Source organism: Pseudomonas abietaniphila (genome assembly GCF_900100795.1).
Taxonomy (GTDB): Bacteria; Pseudomonadota; Gammaproteobacteria; order Pseudomonadales; family Pseudomonadaceae; genus Aquipseudomonas; species Aquipseudomonas abietaniphila.
Genome location: NZ_FNCO01000004.1, coordinates 342,509 through 361,424 on the forward strand (window position 1 = coordinate 342,509; position 18,916 = coordinate 361,424).

13 protein-coding genes and 1 tRNA gene are annotated in these 18,916 nt (G+C 60.3%); 3 read left to right on the forward strand and 11 right to left on the reverse strand.

The window, feature by feature from the left end; translation table 11 throughout:
- Positions 1–211: 211 nt before the first annotated feature.
- The gene (gene dibA, locus BLS87_RS10750; protein ID WP_074752462.1) at positions 212–2,134 is read right to left on the reverse strand and encodes a phosphodiesterase DibA; all 1,923 of its coding nucleotides are present in this window, start codon (positions 2,132–2,134) and stop codon (positions 212–214) included.
- 181 nt (positions 2,135–2,315) lie between these two features.
- On the opposite strand from dibA, the gene desA reads away from it, so the two are divergent.
- Both desA and BLS87_RS10760 read left to right on the forward strand, forming a co-directional pair.
- Complete coding sequence (gene desA / locus BLS87_RS10755; RefSeq protein WP_074752463.1) at positions 2,316–3,500, forward strand: delta-9 fatty acid desaturase DesA; 1,185 nt, start codon at positions 2,316–2,318, stop codon at positions 3,498–3,500.
- A 142-nt stretch (positions 3,501–3,642) separates the two neighbouring features.
- Positions 3,643–4,620 carry a GGDEF domain-containing protein gene (locus BLS87_RS10760; protein WP_074752464.1) on the forward strand — a complete coding sequence of 326 codons (978 nt, stop codon included), beginning with the start codon at positions 3,643–3,645 and terminating at the stop codon, positions 4,618–4,620.
- Positions 4,621–4,665: 45 nt separating this feature from the next.
- Here the strand turns inward: BLS87_RS10760 and BLS87_RS10765 are convergent, their stop codons facing one another.
- The 4 genes from BLS87_RS10765 to gabD all read right to left on the reverse strand — a co-directional run bounded on the left by BLS87_RS10765 (position 4,666) and on the right by gabD (position 9,694).
- Complete coding sequence (locus BLS87_RS10765; protein ID WP_074752465.1) at positions 4,666–5,106, reverse strand: hypothetical protein; 441 nt, start codon at positions 5,104–5,106, stop codon at positions 4,666–4,668.
- A gap of 188 nt (positions 5,107–5,294) precedes the next feature.
- The gene (locus tag BLS87_RS10770; protein WP_074752466.1) at positions 5,295–6,515 is read right to left on the reverse strand and encodes an HDOD domain-containing protein; all 1,221 of its coding nucleotides are present in this window, start codon (positions 6,513–6,515) and stop codon (positions 5,295–5,297) included.
- Positions 6,516–6,672: 157 nt separating this feature from the next.
- Positions 6,673–7,953: a 4-aminobutyrate--2-oxoglutarate transaminase gene (gabT, locus tag BLS87_RS10775; RefSeq protein WP_074752467.1), complete on the reverse strand. Its 1,281-nt coding sequence runs from the start codon at positions 7,951–7,953 to the stop codon at positions 6,673–6,675.
- Between the two features lie 298 nt (positions 7,954–8,251).
- Entirely contained in the window at positions 8,252–9,694 is a 1,443-nt protein-coding gene (gene gabD / locus BLS87_RS10780) for an NADP-dependent succinate-semialdehyde dehydrogenase (protein ID WP_074752468.1), read from the reverse strand.
- Between the two features lie 340 nt (positions 9,695–10,034).
- Between gabD and BLS87_RS10785 the strand changes: the two genes are divergently transcribed.
- Positions 10,035–10,111: transfer RNA gene (locus BLS87_RS10785), tRNA-Arg, on the forward strand.
- A 115-nt stretch (positions 10,112–10,226) separates the two neighbouring features.
- On the opposite strand, the gene BLS87_RS10790 is transcribed toward BLS87_RS10785, so the two are convergent.
- The 6 genes from BLS87_RS10790 to BLS87_RS10815 all read right to left on the reverse strand — a co-directional run bounded on the left by BLS87_RS10790 (position 10,227) and on the right by BLS87_RS10815 (position 18,910).
- Positions 10,227–10,952 (reverse strand): DUF4431 domain-containing protein, encoded by a 726-nt coding sequence (locus tag BLS87_RS10790; RefSeq protein ID WP_074752469.1) that lies wholly within the window; start codon positions 10,950–10,952, stop codon positions 10,227–10,229.
- A 218-nt stretch (positions 10,953–11,170) separates the two neighbouring features.
- Positions 11,171–12,100: a type VI secretion system-associated lipoprotein TagQ gene (gene tagQ / locus BLS87_RS10795; protein WP_074752470.1), complete on the reverse strand. Its 930-nt coding sequence runs from the start codon at positions 12,098–12,100 to the stop codon at positions 11,171–11,173.
- An 82-nt stretch (positions 12,101–12,182) separates the two neighbouring features.
- Positions 12,183–13,907, reverse strand: coding sequence for a formylglycine-generating enzyme family protein (locus BLS87_RS10800; protein WP_074752471.1), 1,725 nt, complete (start codon positions 13,905–13,907; stop codon positions 12,183–12,185).
- Positions 13,900–15,102 carry an FtsX-like permease family protein gene (locus BLS87_RS10805; RefSeq protein WP_074752472.1) on the reverse strand — a complete coding sequence of 401 codons (1,203 nt, stop codon included), beginning with the start codon at positions 15,100–15,102 and terminating at the stop codon, positions 13,900–13,902. Before BLS87_RS10805 ends, BLS87_RS10800 begins: the two co-directional genes overlap by 8 nt.
- Positions 15,102–15,818: an ABC transporter ATP-binding protein gene (locus BLS87_RS10810; protein ID WP_074752473.1), complete on the reverse strand. Its 717-nt coding sequence runs from the start codon at positions 15,816–15,818 to the stop codon at positions 15,102–15,104. Before BLS87_RS10810 ends, BLS87_RS10805 begins: the two co-directional genes overlap by 1 nt.
- Entirely contained in the window at positions 15,818–18,910 is a 3,093-nt protein-coding gene (locus BLS87_RS10815) for a serine/threonine-protein kinase (RefSeq protein WP_074752474.1), read from the reverse strand. Before BLS87_RS10815 ends, BLS87_RS10810 begins: the two co-directional genes overlap by 1 nt.
- Between the last annotated feature and the right edge of the window lie 6 nt (positions 18,911–18,916).

Sequence of the window (18,916 nt, forward strand, 5' to 3'; positions counted from 1 at the left end):
GCGCGGGGTTATTCTTAAAAATACTATTTAAGAATGCAGATATAACCAAAAGGCATTTGATGGGTTTTCAGCTCATTGGAGCCTGTTGCCCCTCAATGAGCACACCACAAATCGCTGCAGGCGCGCGCTTGCCCGCGAAGAAGGGGCCGCGGTCTCTCAGCATTGCGCGTTATCGTTTATCGCGGGCAAGCGCGCTCTTACAGTCGAGGGGTCAGGCCAACGAGAACACCGGCGCATGCTGCCAGTCGATCTGCTCGGCAGGCATCGGTCGGGCAAACCAGTAGCCCTGGCCCAGCTCGCACTGGTTATTCAGCAGAAAATGCGCCTGCTCGGCTTGCTCGATGCCTTCAGCCAGCACCCGCATGCCCATCGCCTGAGCGAGCGCGATGATTGCGCGGACGATAGCAATATCGTCCTCATCGTCCGGCAGGCCCGCCACAAATCCCTGATCGATCTTCAGTGTCTGCACGGGCATGCGTTTGAGCCGCAGCAGCGAGGAATACCCCGTGCCGAAGTCATCGATCGACAGTTTCAGGCCCAACTCACGCAGGCGATGCATCTGCTCGATGGCCTGCTCGGGATCCTCCATGACCGCGCTTTCAGTGACTTCCAGCTCCAGGCAGTGCGGCGCCAGCCCTGTTTCACTCAGCACTTGCGCCACGCGGCGATCCAGATCGCCCCGGCCAAACAACCGGCTCGACACGTTGACCGCCACGAATGACAGCCCGATACCGTCTCCGAGCCATCGCCGCATCTGCCGACACGCCTCGGTCAGCACCCAGTTATCTATATCGGCGATCAAGCCGCTTTGCTCGGCGATCGGAATGAATTCGCCCGGAGACACCATGCCGCGCTGAGGATGCTGCCAGCGCACCAGCGCTTCGACCCCTTCGATGCGGCGGGTCTGCAGGTTATGGATCGGCTGATAGAACACGCGCAATTCGTTCTGCACGATGGCGCGACGCAACTCGCCGGTCAGCTCCACGCGGCGCTGGGCATGGGCCGTCAATTCTTCGGTGTACAACGCATAACTTTCCCGGCCCTGACTCTTGGCCTGAAACAACGCAGCGTCGGCGTTGCGCAACAGCTGTTCGGCACTCAATGCATCGTTGGGAAAAATGCTGATGCCGATGCTCGCCGTGAGGAACAGCGCTTGAGCGTCGATCAGGAACGGTTCGCGCAACCCGTCCAACACGCCCTGCGCCAGCTCAGCAGCCTGCACGGCCTGCTGAGGATTCTCGAGGAGCACGGCGAACTCGTCGCCACCGAGCCGAGCAAGCGTCACGCCCTTCTCCATCAATTGCGCGAGTCGCTCGCTGACGGCCTTCAACACCTCATCGCCGATGTTGTGACCCAGGCTGTCGTTGATGTGCTTGAAATGGTCGAGGTCGATCAGCAGCAGCGCCAGATTCTGTTTGTTGCGCCGGGCATGGGTCTGCGCCTGCTCCGCACGGTCGGCGAACAGCAGCCGGTTGGGCAAACCGGTCAGCGCGTCGAAATGGGCCAGATGAGCCAGTTCGCGTTCGGAATGCTTGATACTGGTGATGTCCGAGAACACGGCGACAAAATGGGTGATCGAGCCGCGGTCATCTTTGATCGAGCGAATGCTCTGCCATTGCGGATAGATTTCGCCGTTCTTGCGTCGATTCCAGATCTCGCCGCTCCACTGCCCGGCGGCGAGAATGGTCTTGTACATGCGCTCGTAGAAATCCGGGCCGTGGCGCCCGGATTTGAATTTGCTCGGGCGCATGCCGAGCACTTCGTCCTGCTGGTAACCGGTGATCGACATAAACGCCCGGTTCACGTGCACGATCACGCCGCCGGAATCGGTGACCAGTACGCCTTCCAGCGTGCTGTCAAACACGGCCGCGGCCAGACGCAGATGCTGCAGATCCCGATCCTGCTGTTTCCGCGCGTCAATGCCGATGAAGCCGAGCAATCGGGAACGGGCAAGGTAGATCGAACCCGCGCTGAGTGCCAGCCAGGCATAACCGCTCATCAGTTGGGCACGCGCCAGCTGAATCGAATCTTCGATCAGGAACGGCAGCACGTAGTCGCTGAACATGAGCCAGAAAATGGACAGCAGCCCATACATCAGCGCGGTTTTCAGCGCATCTCGGGTGATAGATGACATAGAAAAGTCAAAAACCTTACGAAAGTACGGGATTATAGAGTAAGAAACATCCTGCGACGCTTATCTAAAACAGCGACTGGTTTTATCTGGTGGCTAAGTGATAATGCGCGCTGCTGTACGGGGTCTGTACACACAACGACCTCCTCACCTGTTCACGTTACAACCGAGGGCAACTCAGCCTATGTGGAACAACGGTCTGCTCGACCTTTCCGTCTGGCAATTGGTCGCAGTCACCCTGGCGATGACACATATCACCATTGTCAGCGTCACGGTCTATCTCCATCGCTATTCAGCTCACCGCTCGCTCGAACTCAACGCCGGGCTCAAGCACTTTTTCCGCTTCTGGCTGTGGCTCACCACGGCGCAGAACACCCGCGAGTGGACCGCTATCCACCGCAAGCATCACGCCAAATGCGAAACCGCCGATGACCCGCACAGCCCGGTCGTCAAAGGGTTGTCTACCGTGCTGCGCAAAGGCGCCGAGCTGTATCGCGCCGAAGCGGAGAACCCGGAGACGCTGCGCATCTACGGCAAGAACTGCCCGGAAGACTGGATCGAGCGCAACCTGTACTCGCGCTACCCACGCCTGGGCGTGATGATCATGGGTGTGATCGACCTGGCGCTGTTCGGGGTCATCGGCATCACCGTCTGGGCCATTCAGATGATGTGGATTCCGGTCTGGGCGGCTGGCGTGGTCAACGGTCTGGGTCATGCGGTCGGCTATCGCAACTTCGAGTGCCGCGATGCGGCGACCAATCTGGTGCCGTGGGGCATCCTGATCGGCGGCGAAGAGCTGCACAACAATCATCACACCTACCCCAACTCGGCCAAACTGTCGGTCAAGCGCTGGGAGTTCGACATGGGCTGGGCGTGGATCAAGCTGTTCTGCTGGCTGCGACTGGCCAAAGTGCAGCGGGTCGCACCGATCGCGCATCGCGTCGAAGGCAAGGGCCATGTCGACATGGACACGGCCATGGCGATCCTCAACAACCGTTTCCAGATCATGGCGCAGTACCGAAAGCTGGTGATCGCTCCGTTGGTGGCGCAAGAGCTGGCCAAGGCCGATGCCTCCGTCCGCCATCAGTTCCGCCGTGCAAAACGGCTGCTGTCGCGTGAAACCAGTCTGTTGGACGACAAGCATCAAGTGCGTATCCAGAGCATGCTCGAGCACAGTCAGGCGCTGAAGGTGATCTACGAGAAGCGTCTGGCGCTGCAGCAGATCTGGGCCCGCACCAGCAGTAATGGCCACGACATGCTCGCGGCCATCAAAGAATGGGTCCACGAAGCCGAAGCCAGCGGTATTCAGTCCCTGCGCGACTTCGCCGACCAGCTGAAAACCTACTCCTTGCGCCCTCAGCACGCCTGATGCCGTTGATCGGCGCACATCCGTCCGGATGTGCGCCTGTCGGAACTTCATGCCACTAAATCTATCTGACTAGCACCTTCGCACTATGCTGTGTGGAGATGTTGTGGCTGTGCGCCGCACCTTATTTTGAGATGCAGTGCTCATGGACAATCAGACACCCCCTAACGCCATCCCCGCAGCAGCAGAAACCCTGTTGGCGCTGATGCACGCCCAGGCGGAAGTGGCGCGCTTGAGCGAGCGCGAACAGCTCTTCAGTTCCTTGCTGGTCAGCGTCAACGCCGTGCTGTGGGCGTTCGATTGGCAGACCCAGCGCATGATCTACGTCAGCCCCGCCTACGAGCGTATCTTTGGCCGTTCGGCCGGGTTGCTGCTGGCCGATTTCGGCGAATGGCGCGACAGCATCTATCCGGACGACCTTGATTACGCCGAGCGCAGCCTCAGTGAAGTGCTGGAAAAGGGCTCCATCGAGGACCGCGAGTACCGCATCATCCGGGCCGACGGCCAGGTGCGCTGGCTGAGCGATAAATGTTTTGTCAGTCATCAGGCCGAGCACGGGCAGCGCCTGATCGTGGTCGGCATCGCCGAAGACATCACCGAGAAGAAGCAGCTCGAAGACGAACTCCAGCGTCTGGCGACCACCGACGTGCTTACCCAGAGCAGCAACCGCCGGCACTTCTTCGAGTGCGCACAACGCGAATTCGAACAGGCCCGTCTGCAAGGCACGCCGATGGCGTTTCTTCTTCTGGATGTGGATGACTTCAAACTCGTCAACGACACGTACGGTCACCAGGAAGGCGACATCGTGCTGCAGCGCATTGCAGAGTGCGGACGAAAGACGTTGCGCCGTGGCGATCTGTTCGGACGTATTGGCGGGGAGGAGTTTGCGGCGGTGTTCCCGGGCTGCGCGCCGGACATGGCCAAGCAGATTGCCGAGCGCCTGCAACGGGAAATTCAGCGACTGTCGTTCCAGCGTGACGACAAAAGCTTCGGCATCACGGCCAGCCAGGGTCTGACCAATCTGGGCAATCAGGACCAGAGCCTGGAAGCCCTCTTCGCCCGTGCGGATGCGGCGATGTATCAGGCCAAGCGTCAGGGCAAGAATCAGATCGTATTGGTGTAAAGCGGGCGGTGATTGCTGTCCACACCACCGCCTGCCGTCCAGCCGTTATCGAATGCTCTTGATGCTGCCTTTGTTGCCGGTGACCTTGACGTTCACCTGCTTGAAGATGAAGTAGTCGTTGACGGTGACTTCATAACGAGGGGCGACGAGCAGATCCGCACCTGAAGACTTCACAGCCTTGTAAGCCGCAGCGGCCTTGGCGTTCGACACCGGATCAGGCAGTGGCAGGCCCATGGAGGAGCCGCCGGCTGCACCATAGGTCACGCCGTCTGCGAACTGGTTATCGCCGCCCAACGCCAGCCAGCCAAACAGAATGTTGGTGGACGATTCGCCGCTGATGGCTTCGCCCACTTTCACGTCGGCTTTAAGATCGGTTTTGACTTCGCCCGAAAGCGGCGCTGCGGGCTGGCTTACGTTGTAGCTCACGCAGCCACTGGTGGTCGCGATCAGTGTGGCGACTGCCGCCAACGTCCATATTTTCTTCATGTGGATCTCCCCTCGTTCTTGATCAGATAGTTGCAGCGACGCAACTATAGGGAGGAGATCAGCTGATAAAAGTCAGGCATTTCCGAAAGAAAAGTCAGACGTGCCAACTGACAGCAGATGGAAATTTCACACACAAAACGCTCGCGAACGAGTTTTCTGCCGAAACGGATGAGCGATCTGTCGTCGCATCAAGCCACCAGCTTACTGCGTACCCTCTCAAGATCCGACACGTTGATCTTCAGCAGCCGCGCAGACTTGCTCTTGGCGAGTGCTTCCAGCGGGTCTTCTTCTCCGAGCCGTCCCATCTGCCCGGCCAGGTTCATCGCCAGCACTTCGCGGGTATAGACGCCGGTGTTGTATTGATAGACCGCTGCGATCAGTTCACGTAGCTCCAGAGGCAGGCGCCATCGCGTGCGCAGCGCCGAACCGAACGCCGCCGCGTACTGTTCCAGCGCATGCGCAATGGTGACGTCATCCAGCGTGCCGCCGGCATGAACCCACTCTTGCAGACAGCGGATCACGGACAGATCACCCAGCCCTCTCAGCAGCCCTGCGCAATAGCAACGCTCGTGGTCCAGGTCCAGGGTGCGGGCCAGAATCCGCGCGTAACCGGCCGTACGATGCGAGACATCCCAGATCTGACTGGCCTGAAGGATCAGCGCGGGGTCGGTCAATATCGCACCGCGCTTGAGCGCCAGACCTTGAACCAGGTTCGCGCTTTGCGTAGCCCCTAACGTCGCCAGCGCTTGTGCCAATGTCTGCTGCGGTTTGCCCTGATGCTGCGAAGCGCTGTTAGCGGCCGCGATCAAGACAGCCGTGACGTGCGGGTCATTGATCAGTTCCAGCTCCAGCTTTTTGAGGTCGACGCCTGCCGGTGTGCGGCTGCGTGCAATGACGTCGCGCACATCGACGTACAGCGGGCCGCCGTCGGCCAGCTCACGGCGCTTGTCCAGAAACGCATCCAGACCCATGCCCGGCGCCAGTGCAGGCACCGCGCAGGCGACGTGCGCGCCGTCGGGCGAGAGCAGGATCGTGAGGCGCTGGCGCAGGCTGTCCATGTTCAGCGGTTTGGTCAGATAGGCAGTGGGCGCCAGTTGCACGGCTTCGCGCACACTGGCGCTGTCGTTGCGACTGCTCAACAGAATAAAACGCACGGGAGGCTGACGTTTGAGCATTCGCACGCCACGCAGCAGAGCCAGGCCATCGACGCCTGGCAGTTCGCGAGAGGCGATCACCAGATCGGGAATGAAGCCGCGCATGAGCTCGACCGCCTGCTTGCCGTCCGGGCACACATCCAGTTGTGCATCGCAACGCACATCCAGCACCAACTCGCTAAGCATCTCGCGAGTCCATGGGTCCGCTTCGGCAATCAACACGCGAGGTACAGCAGGTGCCTCTACGACGGTCATCATGACTCTCCGGCATCAGTCTCCGTACATTAGTCAAAGACCGGCGCCTGAGACAGACCAAAAGCGAATTTTCTGACGTCAATAAACGAAAAAACCTGCCGAAGCAGGTTTTTTCTAACGATTTGGTCACATTTTGATCAATTGTGACCTCAGCGATTTAGGCGATTTCAGCGAAGCATTCTTCGATGATCTTCAGGCCTTTGTCCAACTGCTCGTCCGGCGAGGTCAGTGGAACCAGCACGCGTAGAACGTTGCCGTAGGTGCCGCAGGACAGCAGGATCAGACCCTTGTCACGCGCCTTGGCAACCACTTGAGCCACTGCCGCAGCGTTTGGCTTGTGTGTGTCGCCGTTTTCGAAGCACTCAAGCGCGATCATGGCGCCCAATGCTCGGACTTCGCCGATGACAGGGTATTTCGCCTGAATGGCGCGCAGACCGGTGACCAAACGCTCGCCGACAGCCTTGCAACGGTCCAGCAGGTGCTCTTCTTCGAAGACTTCCATGACCGCCAGCGCAGCCGCGCACGCAATCGGGCTACCGGCGTAGGTGCCGCCCAGACCGCCCGGAGCGATGGCGTCCATGTACTCGGCCTTGCCACACACACCGGCCAGCGGGAAGCCGCCAGCGATGGATTTGGCGAACGTTGTCAGGTCGGCAGCAACGCCCATCTGCTCCATCGCGAAGAAGGTGCCGGTACGGCCAGCGCCGGTCTGCACTTCGTCAGCGATCAGCAGGATGCCGTGCTTGTCACACAGTTCGCGCAGGCGAGCCATGAACGCTTTCGGCGCCACGTAGAAACCACCTTCGCCCTGAACAGGCTCGATGATGATGGCCGCGATGTCTTTCGGCTCGGCGTCGTTCTTGAAGATGCGTTCGATGCTGGCGATGGAGTCGTCAACGCTCACACCGTGCAGCTCGTTCGGGTACAGCGCGCGGAAGATGCCGCCTGGCATCAGGCCCATGCCTGCGGAGTAAGGCACGACTTTACCAGTCAGGCCCAGGGTCATCATGGTGCGACCGTGGTAAGCGCCGGTGAAAGCAATCACACCAGCACGGCCAGTGGCTGCGCGAGCGATCTTGACGGCGTTCTCGACCGCTTCGGAACCGGTGGTGACCAGCAGGGTTTTCTTGTCGAAATTGCCCGGGACCTTGGCGTTAACCTTTTCGCACAGCTCAACGTACGGCTCGTAAGCCAGCACCTGGAAGCACGTGTGGGTCAGCTTGGTCAGTTGCTCTTGCACGGCAGCGACGATTTTCGGGTGCAGGTGACCGGTGTTCAGTACCGCGATACCACCGGCGAAGTCAATGAACTCACGGCCTTCAACGTCGGTAACGGTAGCGTTCTTCGCGTGATCGGCGAAGATCGGGTGAATCTGACCAACGCCACGCGGAACAGCGGCTTCACGGCGTTTCATCAAGGATGCGTTTGTTTTGCTCATGGTTTCCTCATTCACCGCTCATCGGGCGGCGTGGTTCAAGGATCAAGCAGCGGGGGTCAACAGCGGCAGCATACGATGATCGACTGTCGCGGCCTCCCGGCCACCAAATGGGTTTTGGTGCTACAAACACCTGCGGGACGTCGCTCTCGCGCCTCGCAGGTTGAATATCTTCCGTCACTTTGAAGCGTAGCGAGCGACGGTCAGGCAAGGCGGCAAGGTTCAAAAAACACGGAGTTGGCTCCAGCCAATGAGTATTTTTTCGAACCTTGCCAACACAGCCTCACCGAGCGCAGTGGCTTCAAACAGAGAGGCAGAGGTATTTGATTTCCAGGTAATCTTCGATGCCGTACTTGGAGCCTTCACGGCCCAGGCCCGACGCTTTGACACCGCCAAACGGCGCGACTTCGTTGGAGATCAGGCCGGTGTTGATACCCACCATGCCGTATTCCAGCGCTTCGGCCACACGGAATACACGGCTCATGTTCTGCGCGTAGAAATACGACGCCAGACCGAACTCGGTGTCGTTGGCCATCGCAATCACTTCAGCTTCATCTTTGAAGCGGAACAGAGGCGCCAACGGACCGAACGTCTCTTCCTTGGCCACAGCTGCGTCTTTGGGCACGTTAACCAGAATAGTCGGTTCAAAGAAGTTGCCTTCCATGCTGTTGCCACCGCTCAGCACTTTCGCGCCTTTGCTCAGTGCATCAGCAATGTGTTCCTTGACCTTGGCGACCGCTTTTTCATCGATCAGCGGGCCTGTGGTGGTGCCTTCGGTCATGCCGTCGCCGACTTTCAGCTTGCCCACAGCGGCCTGCAATTTTTCGGCGAATGCGTCGTAGACCGAATCCTGTACATAGATGCGGTTGGCGCAAACGCAGGTCTGACCGTTGTTGCGGTACTTGGAGATGATCGCCCCTTCGACGGCCTTATCCAGGTCCGCGTCGTCGAACACGATGAACGGCGCGTTGCCGCCCAGCTCCAGCGAGACTTTCTTGATGTCGTGAGCACATTCAGCCATCAGCTGACGACCGATTTCGGTCGAGCCGGTGAACGACAATTTGCGCACGATCGGGTTGCTGGTCAGCTCGGAGCCGATGTCGCCCGCGCTGCCAGTCACCACGCTGAACACGCCCGCCGGAATGCCCGCGCGCCCGGCCAGTTCAGCCAGCGCGAGTGCAGAGTAAGGGGTTTGCGACGCGGGTTTGAGGACCATGGTGCAACCGGCAGCCAGCGCTGGACCGGCTTTACGGGTGATCATCGCAGCCGGGAAGTTCCACGGGGTGATCGCGGCAGTCACGCCGATGGGTTGCTTCAGGACGATCAGGCGCTTGTCCGGCTGATGACCAGGAATCACGTCGCCATAGACGCGCTTGGCTTCTTCAGAGAACCACTCAATAAAGGAAGCGGCGTAAGCGATCTCGCCTTTGGCTTCGGCCAGCGGCTTGCCCTGCTCCAGGGTCATCAGTTGACCGAGGTCATCCTGGTTTTCAATCATCAGCTCGAACCAGCGACGCAGCTTGCTGCCGCGCTCTTTGGCGGTCAGCGCACGCCAGGCGGGCAAGGCTTTATCAGCGGCTTCGATGGCACGGCGGGTTTCGGCTGCGCCCATCTTGGGGACGGTGCCCAGAATCTCGTTGTTCGACGGGTTGTTGACCTTGATGGTCTGGCCGCTGTCGGCATCGGCCCAGGCGCCATTGATGTACGCCTGCTGGCGGAACAACTTCGAATCTTTGAGCTGCATGTCGGCCTCCTAAACAGCACCGCGCAAGGCGGAGCGAATTATTGATTATTCAAAGGCGCCTCAGCCGAGGCTGCCGTCAGGAAAACATTCGCCGGGCCCCGCACGCACGGATCGCGAAAAGCGCGGGTGATCGAACGGGAGCGTTTGAAATCTCAAACGAATCCTAGGGACTACAGGGGTAAAGGACAATAGTCCGTTCGAAAAAAAGAACGCAAACCGTCGCATCGGCGAAAAATTCGGATCAACGCCCCCTCCAACATCCAGAAACGTGTGAAATCGACAACAGTGACTCGCCAGCATGGACGCACGCAGGCCAGATGAGTATCATGGCGCCCGCGTTGCACCTGTAGCTCAGCTGGATAGAGTACTGCCCTCCGAAGGCAGGGGTCGTGGGTTCGAATCCCGCCAGGTGCGCCATTTTTGATTTCAGGTCGTCAGAGACGTTCTGAGAATCTGCCCGATATAAAGAAGCCCGCCGATGTGCGGGCTTTTTTGTTTCTGCGGTGCGGCGGTGCGGCGTGCGCTGAAAACACTATTCCTCCGCATCACCCAACCCCAACACCACCTGCGCCTGATCCAGCCACACCGACTGGGGCTTTCCTCCCTCGGCCGTGTATTGAGCAAGCACCCAGCCGCCGTTGGCGATCACGGTCACGCTGACCGGCGTGCCTTGGGCGAGAAACTCCCGTTTGCTCGTGCACGTCGGGTTGGGTGCCTGGTAGACCCAGGCCTTGCCGCCAATGATCTTGCCCTGCAGCGAGGGGCTGTAGGTTTCTTCGTGCATGCCGACTTTCTGGTTGAGCAGCTCGCAGTCGACCGGCGCGCCGGCCATGCCGCTCATGAGTTGCACTTGCTGCATCAAGACCTGCGTGTGGTGAAAGCCCGTGACGGCGCCGAACAGTGTGCCTTTGAGTACGACGGGCTGGTCGAGGTACGGACGCAGGTTGTCGTAATCAGTGGGTTGAAGAACCAGTTGCACCAGCGTCTCGTTGTCTTCGACGTCGATGTCGGCCTCGTTTTCGTTGCCTTTCATGCACAGCGGCTCGGCCAGCGACAGATAGAAACCCACTTGCGGCTCATCACCGGTTACCACGTCTTCAAATCCCGGAGGGCCGGGAAACACCTGACGGGTCAGGGTGCCGCTTAGGGTTGCATCGGCGGGTTCGTATTGATTGCAGGTGGCGGCCTGGGCCACGGAAAAAGGCGACAGGCAAACGACAAGGAACGGCAGAGCACGAAGACAGGGGGTGACAGTCATAGAGGTAGTGTCCGGCAATACGCGAGGATTCATGCTCGTAGGTTAGAGAACTCTCCGACACTCGCCAGCTTTCCCGAGCAAGATTACGGGACAGGCACAGACGCCCACCCCGTTTGGGTCAATTCCTTGCGGTAATTGCTGGGCCCGGCTTTCACACGCCCTGATAGACAGGCCCTGCTCATCAAGCGGGGCCTGTAGTGAAGCACTGACTCGCTATATCAAACGTTCGGGCAAGGCACTGGGGCCCAGTCGCCGAGGTCCGGGTTCTTGCACATGGCGTTGACTTGCGACTGACCGGTCGCTGCAACCTGCTGGCTGACAGCCTGCTTGGTTTTGGCGTCTTGCAACGTCTTCTCGGTGCTGACCGCTTCCTGAGGCACCTTCGGCAGTTTCTTCTTCACGGGGGCCTTCTTCTTGCTGCTCTTGGTGGTCACAGACGTTGTATCCGCAGCCGCGACGGTGGCGACGTCAGTACGCTGAACGCCGACGTTCTGCAGGTCTTTTTCATAGGCTTGGGTGTAGTTGCTGAGGTCTTCACCCGCGCGGCCGTTTACCGCCGTGATGAGGTCGTTGGACTCTTTCAGACCGGCGACGATTTCAGCCAGACGCTTGCGGCCTTCGGTGTCGTCCATGGTCTTGGCCTTGCGCGCCGAGAGCAGCTGGGTGAATTCGTTCTGATAGCACGACTGCGATGCCTTGGCGTACGCCGTGCTGCGGTCGATGTCGGCAGCGCTCTTGTTGATATCGGTCGCGTAGGAGCCAATACGCTGGTTGTCGTCGGCAATCTGCTTCTGCTTTTCGGTGTAATAACCGGCGGCACCACCGACCAGTGCGCCGCCTGCAGCGCCAATGGCGGCATTGCGTGCGCGATCCTCGGAACTGCCCACCAGCGCACCGGCCAACGCACCGCCCAAAGCGCCCACCGCCGCGCCACCGAAGACCGACTTGGTCGTGTCCGAATCAGTGTCGCGCAAGTGTTGCACCGGCTCGTAGCAGCTTGGGTAATAAGCGACTTTGGTGCTGGCGCCGACCTTGGAGACGGGCGAACTGGCACATCCCGTCATCAGTACGAAGCCAAATCCTGCGGCCACCAACAACAGCCCACGGCACTTGGGGGTCGAAATAACGGGTTTACGGGATAACTGCATGGTGATGCTCTCTTTTTAGTTTTACAACGCCGGCGCGGCAAAGACCGTCCGGACTCCCTTTACGCTCGCTGAATGGCGGCCGTCATGGCTGAGCGGCCGACGCGAGCAACTCCTTCAAAATCGTCTGTGGGTCCGCGCGCCTCTGCTGGCGGTAACGCCCCACGTGACGAACGAATAATGTGGCGCGGGCCACCAGGCTCTTCCCCAGTACGGGCTTGCGATTGAGCTCTTCTTTCACGCGCTGGAACTGCGCCTGGATCACCGCGTCGGTGTAGCGGGTTCCGGTGGCAAGGTTGTCGATGTAGATGGCCACGGCGCCATCGAGCGCGCTGCTGCCGTTTTCGAGGGCCACGGCAAAAAGCCTGGCGCTGGCTTCGTCCTTGGCGTCGACGGCCTGCTTCCGGCTTTTTCTGAGGTTGGTCAGGCGGATGTTGTAGTTGTTGATGGTTTCAGCCACCAACGCCGACGACTGAATCAGGTTGCCCGCCGCCTCTTCACGCTGCTGAGCGATCAGCGACACATTGCGCTTGAGCTCTTCGTTGACCAGACCCAGCTCGGCTTGCAGCCGGGCATCAGTACTGTTGGAAATAATGCTGTCCAGACGTTGGGTCGGGTCTTGAGCATCGTCGATGGCATCGGTCAACGAGGCCAGACGCCCCTCTTTCTGCCATTGCTCGAAAAGCTCCTTGTAGCGTGAGCGAGGTGCGGAAAGTGCGCCAAGGGCGACTCGAAACCCCGTCGTTGCGTTGCGCTGCTCCGTCCCATCGGCCGCGAACAGCGGGTATTCGCGCCGCATGCCAGTGAACAGCGTGCCCTCGCCTTCCAGGTAATTGCCGCCCTTGGCGACAAAGCCCCCATACGCCCCCTGCCGCCGCCCCGCATGCACCAGCTGAAAAGACTCCTGGACCATTTCGGCGGCGTTGCCAATGACGTCGAACAGGCCGATCGGGTTGGGCCGTTTCGTACCCACGGGCATCAACCGGGCCGCCTGTCCCGTACCGCCCGCGACCTGATTGAACACCGCCCAGTCGCCCAGCGGCCCGTCCTCTTCGCTGCCTTCGACCCGACGCGGGAACAAACGCCCTTCCAGCTCCTGGCGACTGACGGCCTGGCCGCCACGCGCTGCGTACTCCCATTCGACTTCGGTCGGCAGCCGCACAAAGGCGACGCCGCCATCGTCATCGTTTTTTGCGCGCCCGCTCACGGGCAACAGATCGCTGTGGTGTTTCATCAACCAGGCGCTGTACACCGCCGAAAAACGCTCGGCCTCGAAGCGCGACAGCCTGACCTTGGGCAAGCGTCCGACCATGCCCTCGGGCGCTTCGCAGGTGGAAGCTGGCTCGCCACTGGCGAGCGATTGGGCCTGAGACATGACCTGTGCATATTGGCGTGCCGTGACCTCATACTTGCCGATGAAATACAGCATTGGTTTGAGCGGTGTCGCCGCGTCGGTTTTGGGTAACTGAGGACGGATGGTTTTGCGCCAGTCGGCAGACAGATCGTTGAGCGTGAACTGGCCGTTGATGAAGTCCCGACGATAGCCGGCAATGAACGACTGTTTATAGCCCGCTTCGCCTTCGCTGAACGGGTAACCCAGGCTGATCTCACGGTCATCCAGCGTGCCTTGGGCCAGGACATAGACGTAGCGAAAGACCATCTCACCGTCGCACGGCAGCGGCAGAACGACGTCATCTGCCAGCGGTTTCGGGTTATCCAGCGTGTCGCCGTCAGCCGCTATCGTCAGGGATGACAAGCCCAGGGCGGCACCGCACGCCAGTACAATGAACGTCCGTCGTAACTCAAACATCTCTGATTCCTTCCGACGCTTCGATACGCGCCACCTGCCAGCCACCCAGTGCCGCCGCCAGCGCGCTGGCACTGAGCACGGCGAATGCAGCCACGCAGTAATGACGTGCCTGCAAATGGCTGGCGTGTTCACCCGGTATCTGCACGAACAGTGTGTTGATGCCCTGCTCGGCAAGACCGTAAAGCCCCATGCTGACCACCGTTGCCAACCCCCCGCTGTAGAACGCTTGCAGGACCACGAACAGCAGCAATGATCCGGTGCTGAAGCCCAGCAGCCGCAACACCGACAGCTCACGCCGTTTGCGCTCCACCGCCGCCAAAGCCCCCGCGAACACAGCTGCTACGGCCCCCGCCATCGCCAGCGCGGCGATGATCCAGAAGACGATGGACAAGTTGCGACTCAAGGACTTCACCTGAGCGATGGCGGACGCCTGTGTCGAGACGAGCACATGGTTTTCGGCGAAATACACCCGCAGCGGATCGACGTCATCAAGGCTGCGGGCGTAGAGACGAAATGCGGGAAAGATGCGTTGTCCATCGACGGCAGGGGCATTGCCCGACCAGCCAAAGGCCTCCACCGCGCGCCCGTCGCGGTAATCTTCCACGGCCTCCAGCAGCGCCATCGGGGCGAAGATTGCGTCGCGCGCGAATGCCTCCAGCGGCAGCACCGAAGTGATGTACAGCCGAGTCCGTTGCGCTTGGCGCTGGCCTGAAAGCTGACGGCTAAACGTCGCTTCGACCACGTCGCCAGGCTTGGCCCGCAGTTTCTCGGCAGCGGTCTGGCTGAGCGCCACCCGATCCAGTCCCGCCGGCGCCGCCACCTGACCGAGTAACGGATCACCTATCGCTGTGGGAATCATCTCGACGCCTACCACTTGAGCCTGTGTCGGCATCGACAGGTCGGCCGTGGCGGCAATCTGGCGGGTACGAGGGATGGCAAACGCCACGTCTGGTCTGCGTGCCAGCGCCTCAACAAAAGCGGCATTGAAACGCCCGCCGCCCATGGGAATCACTTCACGCACCTGCGGGTCACGCTCAAGGCGCTCCGTCAGGCTGCCCACCAATCCGGATTTCAAGCCGAACAGCACCAGCAGCGGCGCGACCACCGCCACCAGTGCCAAGACCGTGCACGCCGACAATCGAGCATCGGCGACGTAATCCTGCCAGGCGAGAGAAGCCACCAGTGCGATTCGCATCAATGGTCACCTTCCAGCGTCGCGGTAACGCCACCGTCATCGTCGCGAACGCAGGTGATCTGCAGCCTGTGCAGACCGGCTTGCCGAGCCAGATGCTCATCGTGAGTCGCGATCACACAGCAGGCGTTTTGGGCACGGGCCTGACTTAACAACAAGTGCATGACGCGCGAGGCATTCAGTGGGTCGAGGGCCGCAGTGGGTTCGTCCGCCAGCAATAATCGGGGGTTGTGCGCCAGAGCACGGGCACAGCTCACGCGTTGACGTTGCCCCACCGACAGCGCTCGAGGTTTTTTGTCGAGTTGCTCACTGACTTCCAGGTGTGTCGCCAGTCGCTCTACGCTGCCGTCATCCCTCATCCCCAACAACTTGCGGGACAGGTCGATGTTGGCGCGAACGTCGAGATAACCCAACAGACCGCCGGTTTGCAGCACGTAGCCAATCCGCCGACTGCGCAATTCGGCGAGACGATTTTGTCTCGCATCGCGCCAGAGAGCGGCGATATCGACCGGGTGCTCTTCGTCCAAGACGTCGAATCGGTGTGATTGATCCGGTGAAAGCACCAGCGCCAACAAATCCAGCAGCGTACTTTTGCCGCAACCGCTCGGGCCCACCAACGCCAGTTGCCGACCCGCAGCCAGCTCCAGATACGGAATCACCAGGCTGTAACGCTGGCTGCCTTCGCCTCGCGTTTTGCGCACGTCTCGCAGGCTCAACATCACGGCAGCGTCGACAATGGCACGCGGTACAACGCATCACCCGGCTCGGCATCGCCGAAACGGACCCAGTTGGCGAGGTCGTTGTGAAAGGTCTCATAGAGACGAATCTTCGAATCCAGCTCGTCGATGAAGTCTTCCTGTTCGGCCACGCTCAACGACAACCACAGATCCTGCGTCATGCTCAGCGATTTGCTGCGATACGGCAGCCCTTCCAGGTATTCGCCCAGCACACCGCTTTGTGCAAGGTTGCCGCCTTTGCGCAACCCCGACGGATCGCGGCTCATGTAGGCGCTGGCGCTGGCGACTTCCTGGAAGAAATCCTTGGGCGAACTTTGTGTCTTGCGCGCAGCGTCAACGATCAGCTTCAGTGATTGCTGCAAGTCGTTGAGCTGCAATTTGCTCAGCATTACGCACACCTGAAACGCAGGAAGCGCGGGATTTGTGAGGTCGCGGTCGGCGGTCCAGGCACTGACCAGCTGCGGCGCTCGTACGCCGGACTGCTGACCGAGGAAATCCATGCGCATGGCGTAACCAATCGCGGCTGATTTATCGGCCACCGACGGCGCGGCGGGTAACGACGGAGTAACTTGCGGTTGATTGCTGCGCACCTGTTGAACCAGATCGGCGAACACCGAGCCGATCTCGGACACGCGCTCACCGAACTTCTGCACATCGCCACCCGGCACCGGCACGTAGAGATCGCCAATCTGTGGGTTCGCGTCCGCGGTCAACGTGCGGTACTGCTGCTCGGCGAATGCGTGGTTCCTGATGCCGGCGTCGGTTTTCAGATGCAGCGCATAAATCTTGATCTGCTTGCCCAGCGCGGCTTGTCGCACCTCGGCCTCATTCATCTGAGTGCTGCTGTGAGGGTCGTTCTTGCGCAACGACCCCGCATCGCTCACCAGCAGGATCAAACGACCGCCATAGCCAGACCAGTCCATGCCGTTCACGGCCTGCATCACGCCCGCAAAAGCGTCTTCATTAAACGAATGGCTGGAGACATGGGTGGCCTTGACCTTGCTAGCCAGCTCAAGAAAGCGCTTGGGATCACGGCCTTGGTCCAGCGTAATGAGCGTTTTGCTGATGTACTCCAGACCCGGCGTCTGGCTGACGTTATTGCGAAAGCCCACGAGACCGAAGCTGACGTTGTCCAGCTCGCCCCGCTTGGCGATCTGGTTTTGCAGCTCGGCGATGACGTCTCGGACCTGATCGATGTACGGCTGCATCGAGACCGATGTGTCCACGACCAGCACCACGCCTGTGCGGAACACGTCCTTACCTGCGGACGCCTTGATTCGCTCGCCGGACGCGTTCCTTTGCGGGGCGGTCCCTGGATCTATGGAGGCCACGTTCAGCAGTTGAACGGGCTGTCCGTTCTGGTCAAAGGTCTCTTTGGCGTCGAAGATCGGCAAGAGGTAAAACTGACGTTGCGGAACAGCCTTGGCTACGGGCTCCAGGGCCAGGACCTGATGCGTGTCGTCTTCGTTTTTTTGCGCATTGAGCAACAGCTTTTTCGCAGCAGAAGGATCGGTTAACAGCCGCTCCAACTGACTCGGCTCACGCAGAAACATCGCTGGAGAGCGGCCCGATCGCTCGCTGAATGTCAGCACCAGACTCTGCTTCCACTCGCTGACCTGCTCCGCTGGCAACCACCCCTCGCTACGCCCGTCGCTGGCGGCCCCGACGCGCAGCCATGGAACGCCGTTGACGTTTTTGCGCTGGTAGACATAGAGCACCGAGAACGCCGGAAGCGACGACTCGCCCGCCAAGGCCCCTGCGTCGGAAGAAAGACGCGCGTCAGGCTTGCTCAAGACGCGTTGAAACAGTGTTTTCTTGTTCGCCATCAGCAGCGGGCGATCGCCTCCATCGGCATCCGGAACGGATGAATAACTAGCCGTAGCGGGCGATCCAGCGGACGACGTGTTGTATGGGGGCACCACGCTGGAGATCAGAGCGACCGGCGTGTCAGCGACAACCGATTGGCTCGGCGTGACCGAAGCCGTCGGTACCACAGCCGGATTGTCGGCACTCAACCACCCGTAACCACCCGCTCCCAAACCCAATGCAGCGACCACGGCAACCGCGAGCAGTGCGATGACCGGCCCCTTGCGCTGCTCGGACGTATTTGAAGATACGCGCACGGGCTCTGGGTGTACCAACGGATCCGGGGCCCCGGAGGAAGTCGCCGGAATGTCGATAGACACAGGCGTCAAGCCACCCAGCTCGTCCGTGGACGGCCGACCAGGCATGTCGGTCGACGGCGACGGCAGCGAGCGCACCATGGTCGCGTCCGGGTTTTCCGGAGGCAGATGGTCCAGCGCGGCAATCAGCCCGGCCGCATCGGCAAACCGGTCTTCACGATCCTTGGCCAGGAGTCGAGCGAGAATGTGCTGGTAGCGTCCATGGTGAATCGGCAGCTCGGGCAGCGGCTCGGTCAAGTGTGCGAGCGCCGTGGAAAGGGCGTCGGTGCCGTTGTAAGGCAGTTTGCCGACCAGCATTTCGTAGAGCACGACACCCAGCGCATACAAATCTGCGCGTCCATCTATCTCAAGGCCACGTGCCTGTTCCGGGCTCATGTAGCTCGGCGTACCCACGGCAAAACCGGCCTGCGTGAACTGCGTTCGATCATCCAGCGATTTGGCGATACCGAAGTCCGACAGCACGGCCGAACCGTTGGCGCGAAACAGAATGTTGGCCGGTTTCACATCTCGGTGGACCAACCCTTGCGCATGGGCATAACCCAGTGCCGAGGCGATCTGGCGCACGTAGGTCAGGCTCTGGTCGGTACTCATGCCCGCAGCGATTCGCTCTTTCAGCGTGCCGTTGGGCAGGTACTCCATGGCCATGTAAAAGAGATCGCCAACATTGCCGATGTCATGAATGGTCACGGTATGCGGGTGCGACAGCCTTGCCAGCATCTTGCCCTCACGCAGAAAGCGCTCGCAGAACGTAGGGTCGGCAGCCAGCGTCGCAGCCATGATTTTCAGCGCGACCTTGCGCTCAAGCGAGCGCTGCGTGGCGAGATAAACGGTGGCCATGGCGCCTTCGCCAACCTCGCCGTCTATGTCGAATCCAGGGATCAATATGTCCATAGCGTG